Below are 16,441 nucleotides of genomic sequence, written 5' to 3' on the forward strand. Positions count from 1 at the left end.
CTTTGATGGTTGTTAAAACTGAAAAAATTATCCCGTGGAGCAATAATGAAATAATGAGAGGCTTGCGCCACGTAGTCACAATATCTGTTCCTTAAATAATCAGTTGATTTAATCTTTGAGCATTTACTCCCTTGGTGTTTTACATTGTTTCCATAATTGATGCAATAAAAATTGGTGGCTTCTATACCAGAGTAATCGCGAGGTTATAGTATAAAAATTAGTAATTAACTAGCATAGAATGGCAAAATTAATGGATGATTTAGAAATGGATTTTATTCTTTTTTAGGAACAAAGTGCTTGACTTTGTATTATACTATTCTCGTGTTGCATTTTTGTATCCATGTTGCTATTTGGGTTTTTAATTGTAACTTGATTGTATTTGGAATGTACCTACAGTGTATAATAAGGATTTATATGAAAATGAGTATAATTATGTTTTATTTGGGCAGTTTGATGGTGTACCCGAAATAAACTTAGACGAAGTCGAAGACTGGAAATGGGTCAGTATTGATGAACTTTTTTCTGACTTGGAAAATAATAGTGATGCATATACCCCTTGGTTTTCTATTTTGTTACTTGATGTGATTGATAGTTACAAGAAGCTAACAATGTGTAGGTGAAATATTTTTTATTTAGGCAAATAAATAATTTGGTTTTTAATAAGGTGTTAAATTGTCGTGAATCGTATACTTCTATTTGTATTTTTAATGATGACATCCGTTATTTCTGGGTGCAGTAGTGTGCCGCTGACAACAATGTATAAAATGTTGAGTCTAGATCCTTTAGGTATTGAACCAAGTGAGGTTACTGTCGCTGTTCAAGCTCCTACTGGGATAGTCGTTAATAATAACGATGTAGTGATTAAACTCAATGTAAAAGCTGATGACCCTAACTATAGTTTTGAGCATGAATATTTTGTCAAAGTCAATGAACAATATGCATTACCTGATGAGTTAAAACAAAAAAACAAGGCGAACAGTAAAATTTTTATTTTACAATTGAACAAAAGTGATGCTTTAAAAATGCTACATGGGCAGGATATTGTAAAAAAATAATAAAAAGAATAATATTACGGGTAGTATTAATATGAGTGTTAGCGTCAAGTCTGTATGTAAAAATAGTGATTTTTCTACTAAAAATAATGAATTAAACGTGTATTTGAAACTTAATGACAAGGATGATTTTTTTACATTTATGGAAGACGTAAACGTGCTAGAGCTGGGTGATGATGAGTCTGGTTATTTTAAACCGATTACGTTTTGTTTGTAAGTATTTAAGTTGTTAGATTCTAATCGAGTCATAAATCGTTATAAGTGACTGTGAACTTATAAAAAACCTTGGAGTGTTAACTGCAAGGTTTTAGTTTTAAGCTTGTAGGTTAAATAGCTTAGCGCATAGTAACAAACTCTTCTGAGCCTGTTGGATGAAGGGCTACAGTCGCATCAAAGTCAGCTTTAGTTGCGCCCATCTTCATCGCTACGGCAAAGCCCTGAATCATTTCATCAACGGCAAAACCAAGCCCATGTAAGCCAACCACTTTTTCGTCTTCGCCTGCGCAAACTAGCATCATGTTACATGCTTGGCGGTGCTGAGTTACCGCTGTGTACATAGCAGCAAAGCTTGATTTATACACTTTTACGTTTTCTGCGCCGTACTGAGAAATCGCTTCTTGCTCAGTTAAACCAATGGTGCCAATAGGCGGATGACTAAATACCACTGTTGGTACTAGGCTGTAATCCATTTTTAAATCGTCTGGGAGCTCTTTATTAAATAAGCGCTCAGATAGGGTACGACCCGCTTTAACAGCAACAGGCGTAAGCTCAATACCGCCTTCAATAATATCACCTACAGCATAAACATTTTTAGCCGTCGTATTTTGGTATTCATCTACTTTTACATAACCACTTTCGTTTACTTCTACACCCGCTGCTGCAAGGTTTATTTTGTCTGTTGTAGGTGTACGGCCAATAGCCCAAATAACCTGGTCAACATTTTGGCTGTAACCGTTTTCAAAGTGGATAGTTAAACTGCCGTCACCTTCTTTGATTACTTCTTTAGGAGAGCATTCAGTATGAAGGGTCGGACCTTCTTTAGCCATAATATCGACGAGCGTGTCGATAATATAAGGGTCAAATGTACGTAGGGGCTTACTTTTACGCACGAATAAATGTGTTTCAGTGCCTAAGCTGTGTAACACCCCCGCAATTTCTACGGCAATATAACCCGCACCGATAACAGCTACTCGTTTAGGTTGTTCGTTAAGCTCAAAAAAGCCATTTGAGTCAATACCATGCTCAGCACCTGGAATGTTTGGAATAGTAGGGCGCCCGCCTACAGCCACTAAAATATGATCGGCGGTGTAAGTGTCACCATTAACTTCAACAGTTTTGCTATCAATAAATGTAGCAAAGCCTTTAATTACGGTAACGCCATTGCTGGCTAGTCCGCTGTCGTAACCTTTATGAATTCGAGCGATATAAGCTTCACGACTTTCTACTAATTTACCCCAGTCAAAGCCTTTTACTTCAATATCAAAACCATAATCTGGTGCATATAAATTAATAGCTTCAGCAACTTGAGCACCGTGCCACATTACTTTCTTAGGTACGCAACCCACGTTTACGCAAGTACCACCCATATGTTTTGCTTCAATAAGTGCTACTTTAGCGCCACGCATCGCGGCTCTATTTGCAGAGGCAATACCACCACTACCACCACCGATTGCAATATAATCAAAGTGTTGTGTCATTTTATGTCCTTAGGCGTTGAGTTTTATGCGTATTAGCATAACATTAAGTTTTAAAAATAAAGAGTGTTTAGGTGACCTATGTTTAGTAAAAAAACATTCGAATTTCTTACTCAGCTTAATCAAAATAATAATAGAGACAGGTTTAACGATCATAAATCACAGTATGAGGAATACGTAAAAGAGCCCGCTTTAGATTTCAATAGGTAACCACTAGCCTATGTTTTTGGGTATTTTATGAATCAATTAAAAGTAGCTTATTATCCAGAGTTCGGGTTTATTAGTTTGGTCATGTGTTATGTATTAAAGCAATCTTATTAATACTAACTATCTTAATCACTGTAGAGTTGTTTTTTACTTTTAGACCCAATTTAAAATGTAATGCATTAACGCAAAGAGACTATTTATGAGCAACCCATTAATCGGCCTTGAAGGCTTACCACCATTTTCAAAAATAAAGCCAGAATATGTAGTACCAGCATTAAAAGACGGCATTGCGCTTTGTCGTGAAGCCATCGATGACGTACTAGCTAAAGGTTCGTTCACGTGGAATGACTTAGTATTACCCCTTGAAGAAGTTGACGATAGATTATCGCGACTATTTTCGCCGGTATCGCATTTAAATTCGGTAATGAATAGCGACGAGCTACGCGAAGCGTATGAGCAGTGTTTACCACTTATTTCTGAGTATTCTACATTTGTAGGGCAGCACCAAGGTTTATTTGAAGCATATAATGCGCTTTACAACAGTGATGAATTTAAAACGCTAACTACAGCACAGCAAAAAAGCATTACTAATGCACTACGTGACTTTAAATTGTCGGGCATTGCGTTAGCGCCAGAACAACAAAAGCGATACGGCGAAATTAGTGCGCGTTTATCCGATCTTGCCTCAAAATTTGGTAACAATGTAATGGATGCTACTTTAGCGTGGCATAAGCATATTACCAATGAAGCTGATTTAGCCGGCCTACCTGAGTCCGCATTAGCACTCGCTGCCGATACAGCTAAAAATAGAGGTTTAGAGGGATGGGTTATAACACTCGATATTCCATCATACTTACCTATTATGACATTTGCCGATAACCGAGAGCTTCGCAAAGAAACCTACACTGCGTTTTCTACGCGCGCATCAGATCAAGGTCCTAATGCAGGAGAGTTTGATAACTCAGTAATAATGAGTGAAGAACTTGCGCTTCGTCATGAAATTTCACAACTACTAGGATTCAACAGCTACGCTGAGAAGTCGCTTGCTACAAAAATGGCTGAAACACCAGAGCAAGTGTTTTCATTCTTAGAAGACTTAGCAGCCAAGTCAAAGCCGCAAGCAGAGCAAGAAGTTGCCGAGCTTAAAGCGTATGCTCAGCAGCAACACGGTATTACTGAATTAGAAGCGTGGGATTTTGGTTACTACAGCGAAAAATTAAAGCAAGAAAAGTACGCCATTTCCGACGAAGCACTACGCCCTTACTTTCCGGCTGATAAAGTGCTAAGCGGCTTATTCGAAACGGTTAATCGCTTATTTGGTATTAGCGTAAAAGAAGTCACTGATTTTGATAGCTACCATAAAGATGTACGCTTTTTTGAAATACTTGATAGCAGCAACACTTTACGTGGGCGTTTTTATCTTGATTTATACGCACGAGATCATAAACGTGGTGGTGCGTGGATGGATGACTGTATGGGGCGTAAAGTACGCGCAAATGGCCAGTTGCAAACACCTGTTGCCTATTTAGTGTGTAACTTTAATAAAGCTGTTGGCGGCAAACCCGCATTGTTTACCCATGATGAAGTAACAACGTTGTTTCATGAGTTTGGGCATGGTATTCATCATATGCTTACCCAAGTTGATGCAGCGCCAGTTGCTGGCATTAATGGTGTTGCATGGGATGCAGTGGAGCTACCAAGTCAGTTTTTAGAAAACTGGTGTTACGACGAAGAAGCGCTAAGTCTAATTTCAGGGCATTATGAAACAGGCGAGCCATTACCAAAAGAGTTACTTGATAAGCTACTTGCCGCTAAAAACTACAATTCAGGCATGCAAATGTTGCGTCAAATTGAGTTTTCGTTATTCGACTTTAAAATTCACAATGATTATGTAGCAGGCGAACCATGTCAAATTCAAGCGATACTTAACGATGTGCGTAGCCGCACATCAGTCGTTAAACCGCCTGAGTTTAACCGTTTTCAGCATGGGTTTAGCCATATTTTTGCTGGTGGCTATAGCGCGGGTTATTACTCGTATAAATGGGCTGAAGTATTATCAGCTGATGCGTTTTCTAAGTTTGAAGAAGAAGGTATTTTTAATCCGCAAACAGGGCAAGCCTTTATGCAAAATATTTTAGAGAAAGGCGGCAGCGAAGAGCCAATGGAATTGTTTAAAAAGTTTCGGGGTCGTGAGCCAAATGTTGATGCTTTATTACGTCACAGCGGTATTGCTGTTTAAAGAGTAAACTTTTTAGCACAAATTAAATTAAAGCGCCCTTGTGGCGCTTTTTTGTTACTTTAAAATTAATATCTAATAATTTTTAGTAATTTTATTTTGCCGTACTATGCTTTTACTACACCCATTAAGACGGAATAAGGCATGGCAAAGTTGGTATTGGCAATTGATGATGACAAATATGTTCATCACATAATTGAAGAGTCTTTGACAGGGTTTTGTAAAACTATTCATGCAAAAGATGGCGATGAAGGATTAAGGCTAGCCAATAAGTATAATCCAGATATTATTTTGCTCGATATTGAAATGCCTGGGTTGTCGGGTTATGACGTATGTAAAAAAATAAAAGAGAATAAAAATACGCAAGATATCCCCGTCATGTTTCTTTCATCAAAAATAGAACTTAGTGATCGGGTAAAAGGGTACAGTGTCGGAGCCTCAGATTATATTTCAAAACCTTTTAACGCAGAGGAGTTAATTGCGCGAATAAAGGTACTTTACGCGTACCGACAGCAATGTGTAAAATTAAAATTAGATGTAGCAAAAGCCAATCACACCGCTGAAATGGCAATAGCAGAGTCAGGCGATATGGGTCGCATAATGCGCTACGTTGGACAAAGTTATCACGCAAATAATTTTCAATTGTTGAGTGAGTACTTTCTAGCATTTTTTGCCCCTTTAGACTTAGACATTGTTGTCGTATTTTGGTATCAAAGCAGAGCTCTTTTCTATAGTCAGCAAAGTGGAGTGTGTCCGTTAGAGCAAGAGTTACTAGAGCAGCATCGACAGGCTAACCGATTTGTTGACATTGGTAGTAGCACTATTATTAATTACCCAAAAATATCACTGCTAGTAAAAAATATGCCAGTTGATAACGATGTATTGTACGGACGTTATAAAGACCTGTTTCCGCATATATTAGAAGTTACCAATGAGAAGATTATTACTATGGAGCGAAGCGAAAGCAGTTATGAGCAAGCAGCTCAAATAAGTAGCGCTCTTCAAGATATCCTTAAGCAGTTAAATAGCCAAAATATAGAGCAAAACAAAAGTACTCAAATATTTATAGAGCAGCTATATGAACTTGAGTGTGTAATTAAACAGCAAAAAATACAAGCCCATCCTGCCGATTTAACTTTATGTATTTCTCAATTGGATCAAACAATGCAGCTTTTTGTCTCTGGTAATAGTGATTTAGCCTTTATTAAATATCAGTTGAAGCAAGTATCTGAAAGCCGTAAGGCGCTTTTAGCTAATTTACGAAAGGAAGTAGAAGTAGAGCAGCAAAATATTAACCATCACAGTGATATAGAGCTATTTTAGTGCTTTAAAGCTCACTGATTGTTATACTCAGGTGGTATTTTATCGTCGGAGTTTATTGTGGTTATTCAGTGTGCTTTTAAAGAGTGTCGTCCTTATTTAAATGAGCTAGAAACACGTTTTGGTTTAGCCCAATGGGCGCAAAATTGCAGTGGCTTTAGCTTACATTACGACGATAAAGGGTTGAGCCTATTTAAAACCGACGAGCCCAAGTTAGGTGCAATTAACGTTGATTTTGTAACTGGCGCGGCTGCACACAGACGTAAATTTGGTGGAGGTAAAGGGCAAGCAATTGCCAAAGCGGTTGGCTTAAATAAAGGTGCAACACCTGTTGTACTTGATGCGACCGCAGGTCTTGGGCGAGATGGTTTTGTACTTGCCTCACTTGGGTGTAAAGTAATATTACATGAACGCCATCCGGTTGTAGCTGCACTTTTATATGATGGTTTAAAGCGAGCCTACAGCGATATTGAAATAGGCTTATGGATGAAAGAAAACATGAGTCTAGTTTTTGGCTCAAGCCACACATTATTAGCGCAATGCGAGAGTATGCCTGATGTTGTGTATTTAGATCCTATGTTCCCGCACCGTGAAAAATCAGCCTTAGTTAAAAAAGAAATGCGCGTATTTCAAGAGCTTGTTGGTGGCGATACCGACGCTGACGATTTACTTGAATTTGCCTATCCACTTGCCAGTAAACGAGTGGTTGTTAAGCGCCCTGATTACGCCCCATTTTTAAATGACAAAACCCCGAGTATGCAAATCAAAACCAAAAAGAACCGCTTTGACGTATATGTAAAAGCAGCCATGGTTTAAAGGCAATAATTACGTAGGTTGATCGGGTTTAAGGATCTAGGATCTTATGAGTGTTTTATGTTAGAATTCGCGCAATTTTTTGGTATTAGTAAGTAGCACAACAATGATCTTAGACGATATTCGCGTTGTTTTAGTTAACACATCACACTCAGGTAATATTGGTTCGGCGGCTCGCGCCATGAAAACAATGGGTTTATCAAAACTTTATTTAGTTGATCCTGCATGTGAAATCGACAGCCAAGCGAGCGCATTAGCTGCCGGCGCAAGTGACGTTTTAGGAAATGTTGTAATTGTAGATACAGTGGCTGATGCGATTGCTGATTGTGCATTAACCATTGGTACAAGTGCGCGTTCGCGCACGCTTTCATGGCCTATGGTTGAGCCTCGTGAGTGTGGTGAAAAGCTGGTAGCTGAAGCCAAAAATGGCCCTGTGGCACTTGTGTTTGGTCGTGAAAATAGCGGTTTAACCAATGACGAGTTGCAGCTTTGCAATTACCATGTGTGTATTCCTGCAAACCCAGAATATAGTTCGCTTAACTTAGCAATGGCAGTACAAACGCTGTGTTATGAAACACGTATGGCGTTTTTAAATCAACAGCCCAAAGCGACTGACGCAGACGATACTGTTTATCCAAGCTCAAAACAAACTGAGTTATTTTACGAACATCTCGAAGATACACTATTCAAAACAGGCTTTATTGTTAAACAGCACCCAGGCATTGTAATGACTAAATTACGCCGTTTGTTTAACCGTGCGCGCCCTGAAGATGCTGAAATGAATATTTTACGCGGCATCCTTACCTCAATTAATAAATCTATGCCTAAGTAATTTAACAATAGCAACTTAGGTATAGCTATTAGTTATAAAAACCAGTGGTTAAATAACTAGCTAATACTTGACTAAATTACTCAGGTAATTACAATAGCTGTAATACTTGACAAAAGAGGTCAAGTATTAAAAGTTTGTTAACTCTAATTTTTAAATTAAGAGTTTTAAATCAAATTTTTATCAAGTGATAATACTTGACTAATTTACTCTGGTAATTAAAATTTGCACCTAAAGTGCATGGGGGCTTTATGAAGTTAACATCAAAAGGCAGATATGCCGTTACAGCTATGCTGGATGTTGCACTGCACACAGGTGTAGGTCCTGTAGCCCTTGCTGATATTTCACAGCGACAAGAAATTTCTTTGTCTTACCTTGAACAATTATTTGCCCGCCTACGTAAAAATGGACTAGTAAGTTCCGTTCGCGGCCCTGGTGGCGGTTATTTACTAGGACGAGAAACGAGTGTTATTTCTGTCGGTGATATAATTAGCGCAGTGGACGAATCGGTAGATGCAACACGTTGCCAAGGCGCCGACACCGGTTGCCAAAGTGGCATGCGCTGTTTAACACACAATTTGTGGTCAGATTTAAGCGCTCGAATAGAAGAATTTTTAAATAATATTACCCTTGCTGAATTGGTGGAAAAATCTGATGTGAAAGAAATTGCATCACGCCAAGATAACAGTATTAATAATGCAATTAAGCAGTTGGAAAACATTCAAGTAAGCTGTCAACTTTAGGTTGACCTGCAGCGGAGAGAGAAATGAAGTTACCGATTTATTTAGATTACGCAGCGACCACGCCTGTTGACGAACGTGTTGCTAAAGAAATGATGCAATGCCTAACAATGGACGGTAAATTTGGTAATCCTGCGTCACGTTCACACCGTTTTGGTTGGCAAGCAGAAGAAGCTGTTGATCAAGCACGTACAGATATTGCTGATTTAATTAATGCAGACCCACGTGAGATTGTTTTCACTTCGGGTGCAACAGAATCAAATAACCTTGCTATTAAAGGTGCAGCACAGTTTTACAAGAAAAAAGGTAAGCACGTTATTACCGCTAAAACTGAGCATAAAGCCGTAATCGACACATGTCGTGAGTTAGAGCGTCAAGGTTTTGAAGTAACATATATGGACGTGGAAGAAAACGGCCTACTTGATCTGCAAAAACTAGCTGACACAATGCGTGACGACACCGTACTTGTAAGCATCATGCATGTTAATAATGAGTTAGGTGTAATTCAAGACATCGCAACGATTGGCGAGATGTGCCGTGAACGTAAAATTATGTTCCACGTAGATGCAGCGCAAAGTGCAGGTAAAGTACTTATTGACGTACAACAGCTTAAAGTTGATTTTATGTCGTTCTCGGCGCATAAAGCGTACGGTCCTAAAGGTGTTGGTGCGCTTTACGTTCGTCGTAAACCACGTGCTCGTTTAGAATCGCAAATGCACGGTGGCGGCCATGAGCGTGGTATGCGCTCTGGTACACTAGCAACTCATCAATTAGTGGGTATGGGTACTGCGTTTAAAATTGCTAAGCAAGATTTCGAAAAAGATTACGCACACATCAGTGCACTACGTAAACGTCTAATCGACGGTATTATGGCTGATATGGACGAAGTATACTTTAACGGCACACAAGACCAATCAGTACCTGGCATTGTTAATATCAGCTTCAACTTTGTTGAAGGTGAGTCGTTACTTATGGCAGTAAAAGATATTGCAGTATCGTCAGGTTCAGCCTGTACATCTGCAAGCTTAGAGCCTTCTTATGTATTACGTGCACTTGGCCGTAACGACGAATTAGCGCATAGCTCAATTCGTTTTAGTATTGGTCGCTTTACTACCGAAGAAGAGATTGATTACACCGTCGAATTAATGAAAAACTCTATCGGTCGCCTACGTGAGATGTCTCCACTTTGGGAGATGCATCAAGAAGGTATTGATTTAGATTCAGTTGAATGGGCTCACCACTAATAGTGTGAGTACATACCCTAGCAGGTAATGAGGATAGAATAATGGCTTATAGTGATAAAGTAATCGACCACGTAGAAAACCCACGTAACGTAGGTACTCTAGATAAGAACGATCCGTCAGTGGCAACGGGTATGGTAGGCGCACCAGCATGTGGTGACGTAATGAAATTGCAAATTAAAGTATCTGCCGAAGGCGTTATTGAAGATGCAAAATTCAAAACCTACGGTTGCGGCAGTGCAATTGCTTCATCTTCACTTGTAACAGAGTGGGTTAAAGGTAAAACACTAGACGAAGCGGCAACAATTAAAAACACTGATATCAGTGCAGAGCTTGAATTACCACCAGTGAAAATTCACTGTTCAATTCTAGCCGAAGACGCAATTCAAGCAGCAATTGCAGATTATAAAAGCAAACAAGCGAAGTAAGAGACTCTCATGGCAGTGACATTGACAGATGCGGCAGCAAACCGTGTACAATCATTTTTAGCAAACCGCGGTAAAGGTTTAGGCCTGCGCGTTGGCATTAAAACGACGGGCTGTTCAGGTCTTGCTTATGTACTTGAGTTTGTTGACGATTTAAACGAAGACGATGAAACTTTTGCAGCTAAAGGTGTTACCTTAATTGTTGACGCTAAAAGCTTGGTTTACATCGACGGCACAGAGCTCGACTACACTAAAGAAGGCTTAAATGAAGGGTTTAAATTTAGAAATCCTAATCAAGCTGACGAATGTGGTTGTGGTGAAAGCTTTACCGTTTAAGCTTAAATATGTTTTTAATACCTAAGTTGCTTGGGTATAAATAAGCCCTGCCAGTAATTGTAGGGCTTTGTTATTTTTGAAATTAATTTCTGAATTTTATTGGTTGAAGTTATGCGCTATTTTGAGTTATTTGCAATTCCAGTTGACTACAATATTGATTTAGTAACGATCAACAAACATTATTTAGAGCTACAACGTACTGTGCACCCAGACAGACACGCTAACGCGAGTAGTCGCGATAAGTTAATGGCTGTACAAAGCGCTGCTGAAATTAATGACGCACTACAAATATTAAAGCACCCAGTAAAGCGTGCTGAGTATATGCTAAGTGAGTTAGGTGTTGATATTCGTGCTGAGCAGCAAACCTTGCAAGATCCTACGTTCTTAATGCAACAAATGGAGCTTCGCGAAGAATTAGAAGAGCTTGAGTCAGCAAACGATCCTGATACAGCAATTGCTAATTTTGAAAAACAAATCAAACAACTCAATGAGCAATACAGTGCACAACTTGCAGAGCAATTAGCAAGTAACGATGAGCAGCAATATCAACTTGCCGCAGACAATATTCGTAAACTAAAGTTTGTTTATAAATTACGTGACGAACTTGAACGCATTGAAGACAGTTTATTTGACGATTAATTACTTGCTGAAAAGCGAGCAACACGAGTTTAAAGAGCATTATGGCATTATTGCAAATTGCTGAGCCGGGGCAAAGCGCGGCACCACACGAACATAAATTAGCCATTGGTATCGACCTTGGTACAACTAATTCATTGGTAGCTACAGTGCAAAGTGGCGAAGCACGGACACTCACAGATGAACTTGGCGAATCTATGTTACCGTCGGTTGTTCGTTATCAAGCCGGTGGTATTACTGTTGGTGCAGAAGCTGCACGAGCCGCAACACAAGATCCAGCCAATACACTTATTTCAGTTAAGCGTTTTTTAGGTAAAACTCAATCAGAAATAGAGCAAAGCTACGGTCAATTACCGTATGAATTTTGCCAATACAATGGTGCATTAGCTATTGAAACTGCAGCTGGTAAAATTAGCCCAATTAAAGCATCTAGCCATATTTTAGGTGCATTAAAAGCGCGAGCTGAAAAAAGCTTTGGTAACCAAGAAATTTTAGGTGCTGTAATCACAGTACCTGCATACTTTGATGACGCACAGCGACAAAGCACCAAAGATGCTGCCGAATTAGCGGGCATTAATGTACTGCGTTTATTAAATGAACCAACAGCAGCGGCTGTGGCTTACGGTTTAGATTCAGGTCAGGAAGGGATTATTGCCGTTTATGACTTAGGTGGCGGCACATTTGACATATCAGTACTGCGCTTACATCAAGGTGTATTTGAAGTAATGGCAACTGGCGGCGATTCAAGCTTAGGTGGTGATGACTTTGACTCACTACTTGTTGATTACTTTAAGCAGCAAACAGGTGTGTCAGCATTATCACCTTCAGTTTTACGTTTATTCATCAATAAAGCAAAAGCATGTAAAGAAGCATTAAGCCAATACATTAAAGTAAACGTGGGTCTTGAGTTTGACGATCAAAAATTCACGGTTGAAGTAACCCGTGAAAAGTTCGAAGAGCTTGCTATGCCGCTCATTAAGAAAACACTGCGTTCATGTCGTCGTGCAGTAAAAGATGCAGGCATAGAAAACGATGAAGTACTGCAAGTTATTATGGTCGGCGGTTCAACCCGTATGCCACTAGTTCGCAGTCAGGTGCAAAGCTTTTTTGACAGAGAGCCGCTTACTTCAATCGATCCCGATCGTGTTGTTGCATTAGGTGCAGCGCTTCAAGCCGACGTATTGATTGGCAATAAGCCAGATTCTGACATGTTATTGCTAGATGTATTACCGCTATCGCTAGGTCTTGAAACGATGGGGGGATTGGTTGAAAAAATCATTCCGCGTAATACCACTATTCCGGTAGCACGCGCACAAGAATTTACAACGTTCAAAGACGGCCAAACAGCAATGTCATTACATGTGCTGCAAGGTGAGCGTGAGCTTGTTGACGATTGTCGATCGCTTGCTAAGTTTAGCTTAAAAGGTATTCCACCAATGGCGGCAGGCGCTGCGCATATTCGTGTAACCTTTAAAGTTGATGCTGATGGCCTATTAAGTGTTTCAGCTATGGAAAAATCAACAGGTGTACAAGCTGAAATTCAGGTGAAACCTTCGTTTGGTTTATCGGATGATCAAGTTGCGAATATGCTAAAAGAGTCAATGAGCAACGCTAAAGGCGATATGCAAGCACGTATGCTCAAAGAGCAACAGGTGGAAGCGTTACGCGTAATAGAGGCGCTCAATGCATCACTCGCAACCGACAGTAAGTTGCTTAACGAGATGCAGTTAGCTAATTTAAGAGCCGAAATTGCGGAACTGGTAAAAGTACGCGAAAATGCACAAGAGCCTAATGAAATTAAAGCAGCTATCGAAAAAGTCGATAATGCGAGTAGCGATTTTGCATCGCGTAGAATGGATGCATCAATCAAAAAAGCCCTTACAGGGCAGTCAGTAGACAATATTTAAGAGAGATTAGAATGCCACAAATTGTTTTTCTTCCACATCCTGAATTGTGTCCTGACGGTGCCGCAATTGAAGCGCCAAGTGGTCAAACAGTGCTAGATGCTGCACTTAAAAACGGTATTAGTATTGCGCATGCCTGTGAAAAATCGTGTGCATGTACTACGTGTCATTTAGTGATTCGTGAAGGATTTGATTCACTTGAAGAAAGTGACGAGCTAGAAGACGACATGCTAGATAAAGCATGGGGCCTAGAGCCAGAATCACGCCTTGGTTGCCAAGCAATCATAAAAGATGAAGACTTAGTGGTTGAAATACCTAAGTACAATCTCAATATCGTTAATGAAGAGCACTAGTTTTTAACGATCTATATATTAAAAGCCGCTGTTGATACAGCGGCTTTTTTGTTTCAAGAAAGCATTTATAAACACGTAGCAGCGACTTTATGTCGCGTTTTTAAATCTCAAACGGTTTAAGTTGAATTTATCTAATCTCAAACTTGAACATCAAAATGAACACGTATTTTTCAGATTATATAAACGCGGGGTAAACCCGCTGCTACGAGTTCAACCCAATCCCTAAAATCTATTTCGGAGGTTTATTTTGAGTAATCTTATTTTCTCAGACTCATTTATCAATGGCGAATTTTATAAAACTAATACGCACTTTAGCGTTAACGACCCCGCTACCGAAAAAAGTATTGTTGATGTAAGCGATATTGACGAGCAGGGCGTAAATTCAGCAATAACCGCAGCTCAAGGGGCTTTTGTTAAGTTAAAAGCGACGAATGCGACTGAGCGAAGCGAAACGCTGATGCGCTGGTATGATCTTGTAATAAAACACAAACAAACACTTGCAGAGCTAATGACTAAAGAGCAAGGCAAGCCACTCAAAGAATCCCTTGGCGAAATTAATTACGGTGCAGGTTTTATAAAATGGTTTGCTGAGGAAGCTAAGCGCAGTTACGGCGATGTAATTCCGCCAACAGATAATGCCCATCGTTTAACTAGTTTTAAGCAGCCTGTAGGTGTTGTAGCTGGTATAACGCCGTGGAACTTTCCTGTCGCTATGGTTACTCGCAAAGTAGCACCCGCTTATGCAGCGGGCTGTAGCTTTATACTTAAACCTTCTGAACATACGCCACTATGTGCTATCGCACTTGCTTATCTGGCCGATCAAGCTGGTTTTGTAAAAGGGGCATTTAACGTACTGGTTTCACAAGATGCCAAAACGGTAGGCAAAATGTTGACCGACTCAGAAGTCGTTCGTAAGTTTACATTTACCGGCTCTACTGGTGTAGGTAAGCAGTTACTATCGCAATGTGCTAATACGATTAAGCGTACTTCAATGGAACTTGGTGGTAATGCACCATTTATCATTTTTGATAATGCAGATTTAGACGAAGCGGTAGAAGGGCTAATGGCAGCTAAGTTTAGAAATAGCGGGCAGGCATGTGTTGCTGCAAACCGTATTTTTATACAGCGTAATATTCTCGACAAAGTATTATCAAAAATCACGCCTAAGGTTGCAGCGTTAAAAGTGGCAAATGGTTTTGAAGACGATGTTGATATTGGCCCACTCATTTACCCTAAAGCAAAAGAGAAAGTGCAACAACTAGTGCAAGATGCACTCGATAAAGGCGCTACACTCATTGGTGATAATCGTGATTTGGGCGGCAGCTTTCAAAATCCATTAATAGTAAACAACGTAAATACGGAAATGGATATTTACCACGAAGAGGTATTTGGTCCAGTATTGACGGTTATTCCTTTTGATGAAGAAAGTGAAGTGCTAGCCCTTGCTAACGATGTACCATTTGGTCTCGCAGCCTATTTTTACAGCCAAAATATTAAGCAAATTTACCGAATTAGTGAAGGTCTTGAATTTGGCATGGTTGGCGTAAATGAAGGTGTTATATCTAACCCTGTTGCGCCATTTGGTGGCGTTAAGCAATCAGGTTTAGGGCGCGAAGGCGGGCATCAAGGGCTTGATGAATACTTAGAAGAAAAATACGTGTGTATAAAAATATAGCTGTTTTTTAGAAGCGAATTTAATTGCGTTTTGGTTTGTTTCAGAAATATAGCACAAAGATGAACTTTTTCTTTTACGGTTGCTACATAAAGCGCTTAGTGCTACCTTTATGACCATATTTTTTGTTAATAAAACAACACTAAAAACCAAATGAAAAGTAAAAGGATTTCTATAAGTAGAAATAACCCCGTGTGTAAATGCCACCGTAAGGTGGCATTTTTTTGTTTATATAGTCGCTACTTGTAATAAGTACACTTTAGATAAATGTGCATATTTCATGTGTACTGATTTATAGCGCAATAACCAAGCAAATTATCAAAATCTACTTCATTCAACAGCCCAGGGTTAGCATACTCATTGATATAGTGTTTATATCTTTAGGCTCAAGCAAAAATATCACCATCTAGATTATTTTTAGTAACCATGAACACTCAAATAAATACTCACTCAAAGGCTTCGCTTTTTTGCACGGTATATTAACAACCGTAGCGTTTCAAAAATATTGGTGATAACCATTAATCCTGCCTGCACAGATATTTTTGGTTAAACCTCTTGGGTAGCCAATAACATCACGTTTTTATGATGAACTAAAGCGTATTCGCTCACATTACTGTCAGCTGATAGTAAGTTATTAAGTACACGTTATTAGCTTTAACAACAAGTATCGCTATCATTAGGAGCAACAGGAAAAAGTAATAGTAAACAGCTTTAGCTTAAAGCGATAATCAATTTGCGTTTACAAAATAGGATTAATAGATGCGATATTAAAGTGGGTGTATTTAAAGATATTAAAACAATATTGCAAAAAAATTTAGAGTTTAAATGAGGGGTATTACTAGAAGAAAAAAATTGGGGCGATTGACGGGGCTTGAACCCGCGACAACCGGAATCACAATCCGGGGCTCTACCAACTGAGCTACAACCGCCACAACACACCTTTGTTGGTGTGGCGCGCATAATACATAAAATAATAATTTTTG

At 39.4% G+C, this 16,441-nt stretch carries 17 protein-coding genes and 1 tRNA gene; 16 read left to right on the forward strand and 2 right to left on the reverse strand.

Annotation, left to right across the window (positions count from 1 at the left end):
- Positions 1-395: 395 nt before the first annotated feature.
- The 3 genes from P20652_RS04550 to P20652_RS19570 are packed head-to-tail and all read left to right on the forward strand — an operon-like array spanning position 396 to position 1,269.
- Positions 396-620: an NUDIX domain-containing protein gene (locus P20652_RS04550; protein WP_008170946.1), complete on the forward strand. Its 225-nt coding sequence runs from the start codon at positions 396-398 to the stop codon at positions 618-620.
- 57 nt (positions 621-677) lie between these two features.
- Entirely contained in the window at positions 678-1,055 is a 378-nt protein-coding gene (locus tag P20652_RS19565; protein WP_008170947.1) for a hypothetical protein, read from the forward strand.
- Between the two features lie 31 nt (positions 1,056-1,086).
- Positions 1,087-1,269, forward strand: a complete 183-nt coding sequence (locus P20652_RS19570) for a hypothetical protein (RefSeq protein ID WP_008170955.1) — start codon at positions 1,087-1,089, stop codon at positions 1,267-1,269.
- 118 nt (positions 1,270-1,387) lie between these two features.
- On the opposite strand, the gene gorA is transcribed toward P20652_RS19570, so the two are convergent.
- On the reverse strand, positions 1,388-2,749 hold the full coding sequence (gene gorA / locus P20652_RS04545; protein ID WP_008170956.1) for a glutathione-disulfide reductase: 1,362 nt from the start codon (positions 2,747-2,749) through the stop codon (positions 1,388-1,390).
- 78 nt (positions 2,750-2,827) lie between these two features.
- Between gorA and P20652_RS19950 the strand changes: the two genes are divergently transcribed.
- The 13 genes from P20652_RS19950 (at position 2,828) to P20652_RS04485 (ending at position 15,461) form a co-directional block, all read left to right on the forward strand.
- Positions 2,828-2,956, forward strand: coding sequence for a DUF2461 family protein (locus P20652_RS19950; protein ID WP_008170957.1), 129 nt, complete (start codon positions 2,828-2,830; stop codon positions 2,954-2,956).
- A 196-nt stretch (positions 2,957-3,152) separates the two neighbouring features.
- Entirely contained in the window at positions 3,153-5,192 is a 2,040-nt protein-coding gene (gene prlC / locus P20652_RS04540) for an oligopeptidase A (RefSeq protein ID WP_008170958.1), read from the forward strand.
- A 141-nt stretch (positions 5,193-5,333) separates the two neighbouring features.
- Positions 5,334-6,512, forward strand: coding sequence for a response regulator transcription factor (locus P20652_RS04535; RefSeq protein ID WP_008170959.1), 1,179 nt, complete (start codon positions 5,334-5,336; stop codon positions 6,510-6,512).
- Positions 6,513-6,569: 57 nt separating this feature from the next.
- On the forward strand, positions 6,570-7,325 hold the full coding sequence (locus P20652_RS04530; protein WP_033017796.1) for a class I SAM-dependent methyltransferase: 756 nt from the start codon (positions 6,570-6,572) through the stop codon (positions 7,323-7,325).
- A 103-nt stretch (positions 7,326-7,428) separates the two neighbouring features.
- Positions 7,429-8,154, forward strand: coding sequence for a tRNA (cytosine(32)/uridine(32)-2'-O)-methyltransferase TrmJ (gene trmJ, locus P20652_RS04525; protein WP_008170961.1), 726 nt, complete (start codon positions 7,429-7,431; stop codon positions 8,152-8,154).
- Between the two features lie 248 nt (positions 8,155-8,402).
- Positions 8,403-8,894, forward strand: a complete 492-nt coding sequence (gene iscR, locus P20652_RS04520) for a Fe-S cluster assembly transcriptional regulator IscR (RefSeq protein WP_008170963.1) — start codon at positions 8,403-8,405, stop codon at positions 8,892-8,894.
- Positions 8,895-8,917: 23 nt separating this feature from the next.
- The gene (locus P20652_RS04515; RefSeq protein ID WP_008170965.1) at positions 8,918-10,135 is read left to right on the forward strand and encodes an IscS subfamily cysteine desulfurase; all 1,218 of its coding nucleotides are present in this window, start codon (positions 8,918-8,920) and stop codon (positions 10,133-10,135) included.
- Between the two features lie 41 nt (positions 10,136-10,176).
- Positions 10,177-10,560: a Fe-S cluster assembly scaffold IscU gene (gene iscU / locus P20652_RS04510; RefSeq protein ID WP_007377675.1), complete on the forward strand. Its 384-nt coding sequence runs from the start codon at positions 10,177-10,179 to the stop codon at positions 10,558-10,560.
- 9 nt (positions 10,561-10,569) lie between these two features.
- Positions 10,570-10,893, forward strand: coding sequence for an iron-sulfur cluster assembly protein IscA (gene iscA, locus P20652_RS04505; RefSeq protein WP_007377674.1), 324 nt, complete (start codon positions 10,570-10,572; stop codon positions 10,891-10,893).
- 111 nt (positions 10,894-11,004) lie between these two features.
- Positions 11,005-11,532: a co-chaperone HscB gene (gene hscB, locus P20652_RS04500; RefSeq protein ID WP_008170968.1), complete on the forward strand. Its 528-nt coding sequence runs from the start codon at positions 11,005-11,007 to the stop codon at positions 11,530-11,532.
- Between the two features lie 41 nt (positions 11,533-11,573).
- Positions 11,574-13,436 (forward strand): Fe-S protein assembly chaperone HscA, encoded by a 1,863-nt coding sequence (gene hscA / locus P20652_RS04495; protein ID WP_008170969.1) that lies wholly within the window; start codon positions 11,574-11,576, stop codon positions 13,434-13,436.
- Positions 13,437-13,447: 11 nt separating this feature from the next.
- Positions 13,448-13,786, forward strand: coding sequence for an ISC system 2Fe-2S type ferredoxin (gene fdx, locus P20652_RS04490; RefSeq protein WP_008170970.1), 339 nt, complete (start codon positions 13,448-13,450; stop codon positions 13,784-13,786).
- 247 nt (positions 13,787-14,033) lie between these two features.
- The gene (locus tag P20652_RS04485) at positions 14,034-15,461 is read left to right on the forward strand and encodes an NAD-dependent succinate-semialdehyde dehydrogenase (RefSeq protein ID WP_008170971.1); all 1,428 of its coding nucleotides are present in this window, start codon (positions 14,034-14,036) and stop codon (positions 15,459-15,461) included.
- A gap of 850 nt (positions 15,462-16,311) precedes the next feature.
- Here the strand turns inward: P20652_RS04485 and P20652_RS04480 are convergent.
- Positions 16,312-16,387, reverse strand: a tRNA-His gene (locus P20652_RS04480).
- Positions 16,388-16,441 lie beyond the last annotated feature (54 nt).

It is taken from the genome of Pseudoalteromonas sp. BSi20652 (genome assembly GCF_000239855.1).
Lineage (GTDB): Bacteria > Pseudomonadota > Gammaproteobacteria > Enterobacterales > Alteromonadaceae > Pseudoalteromonas.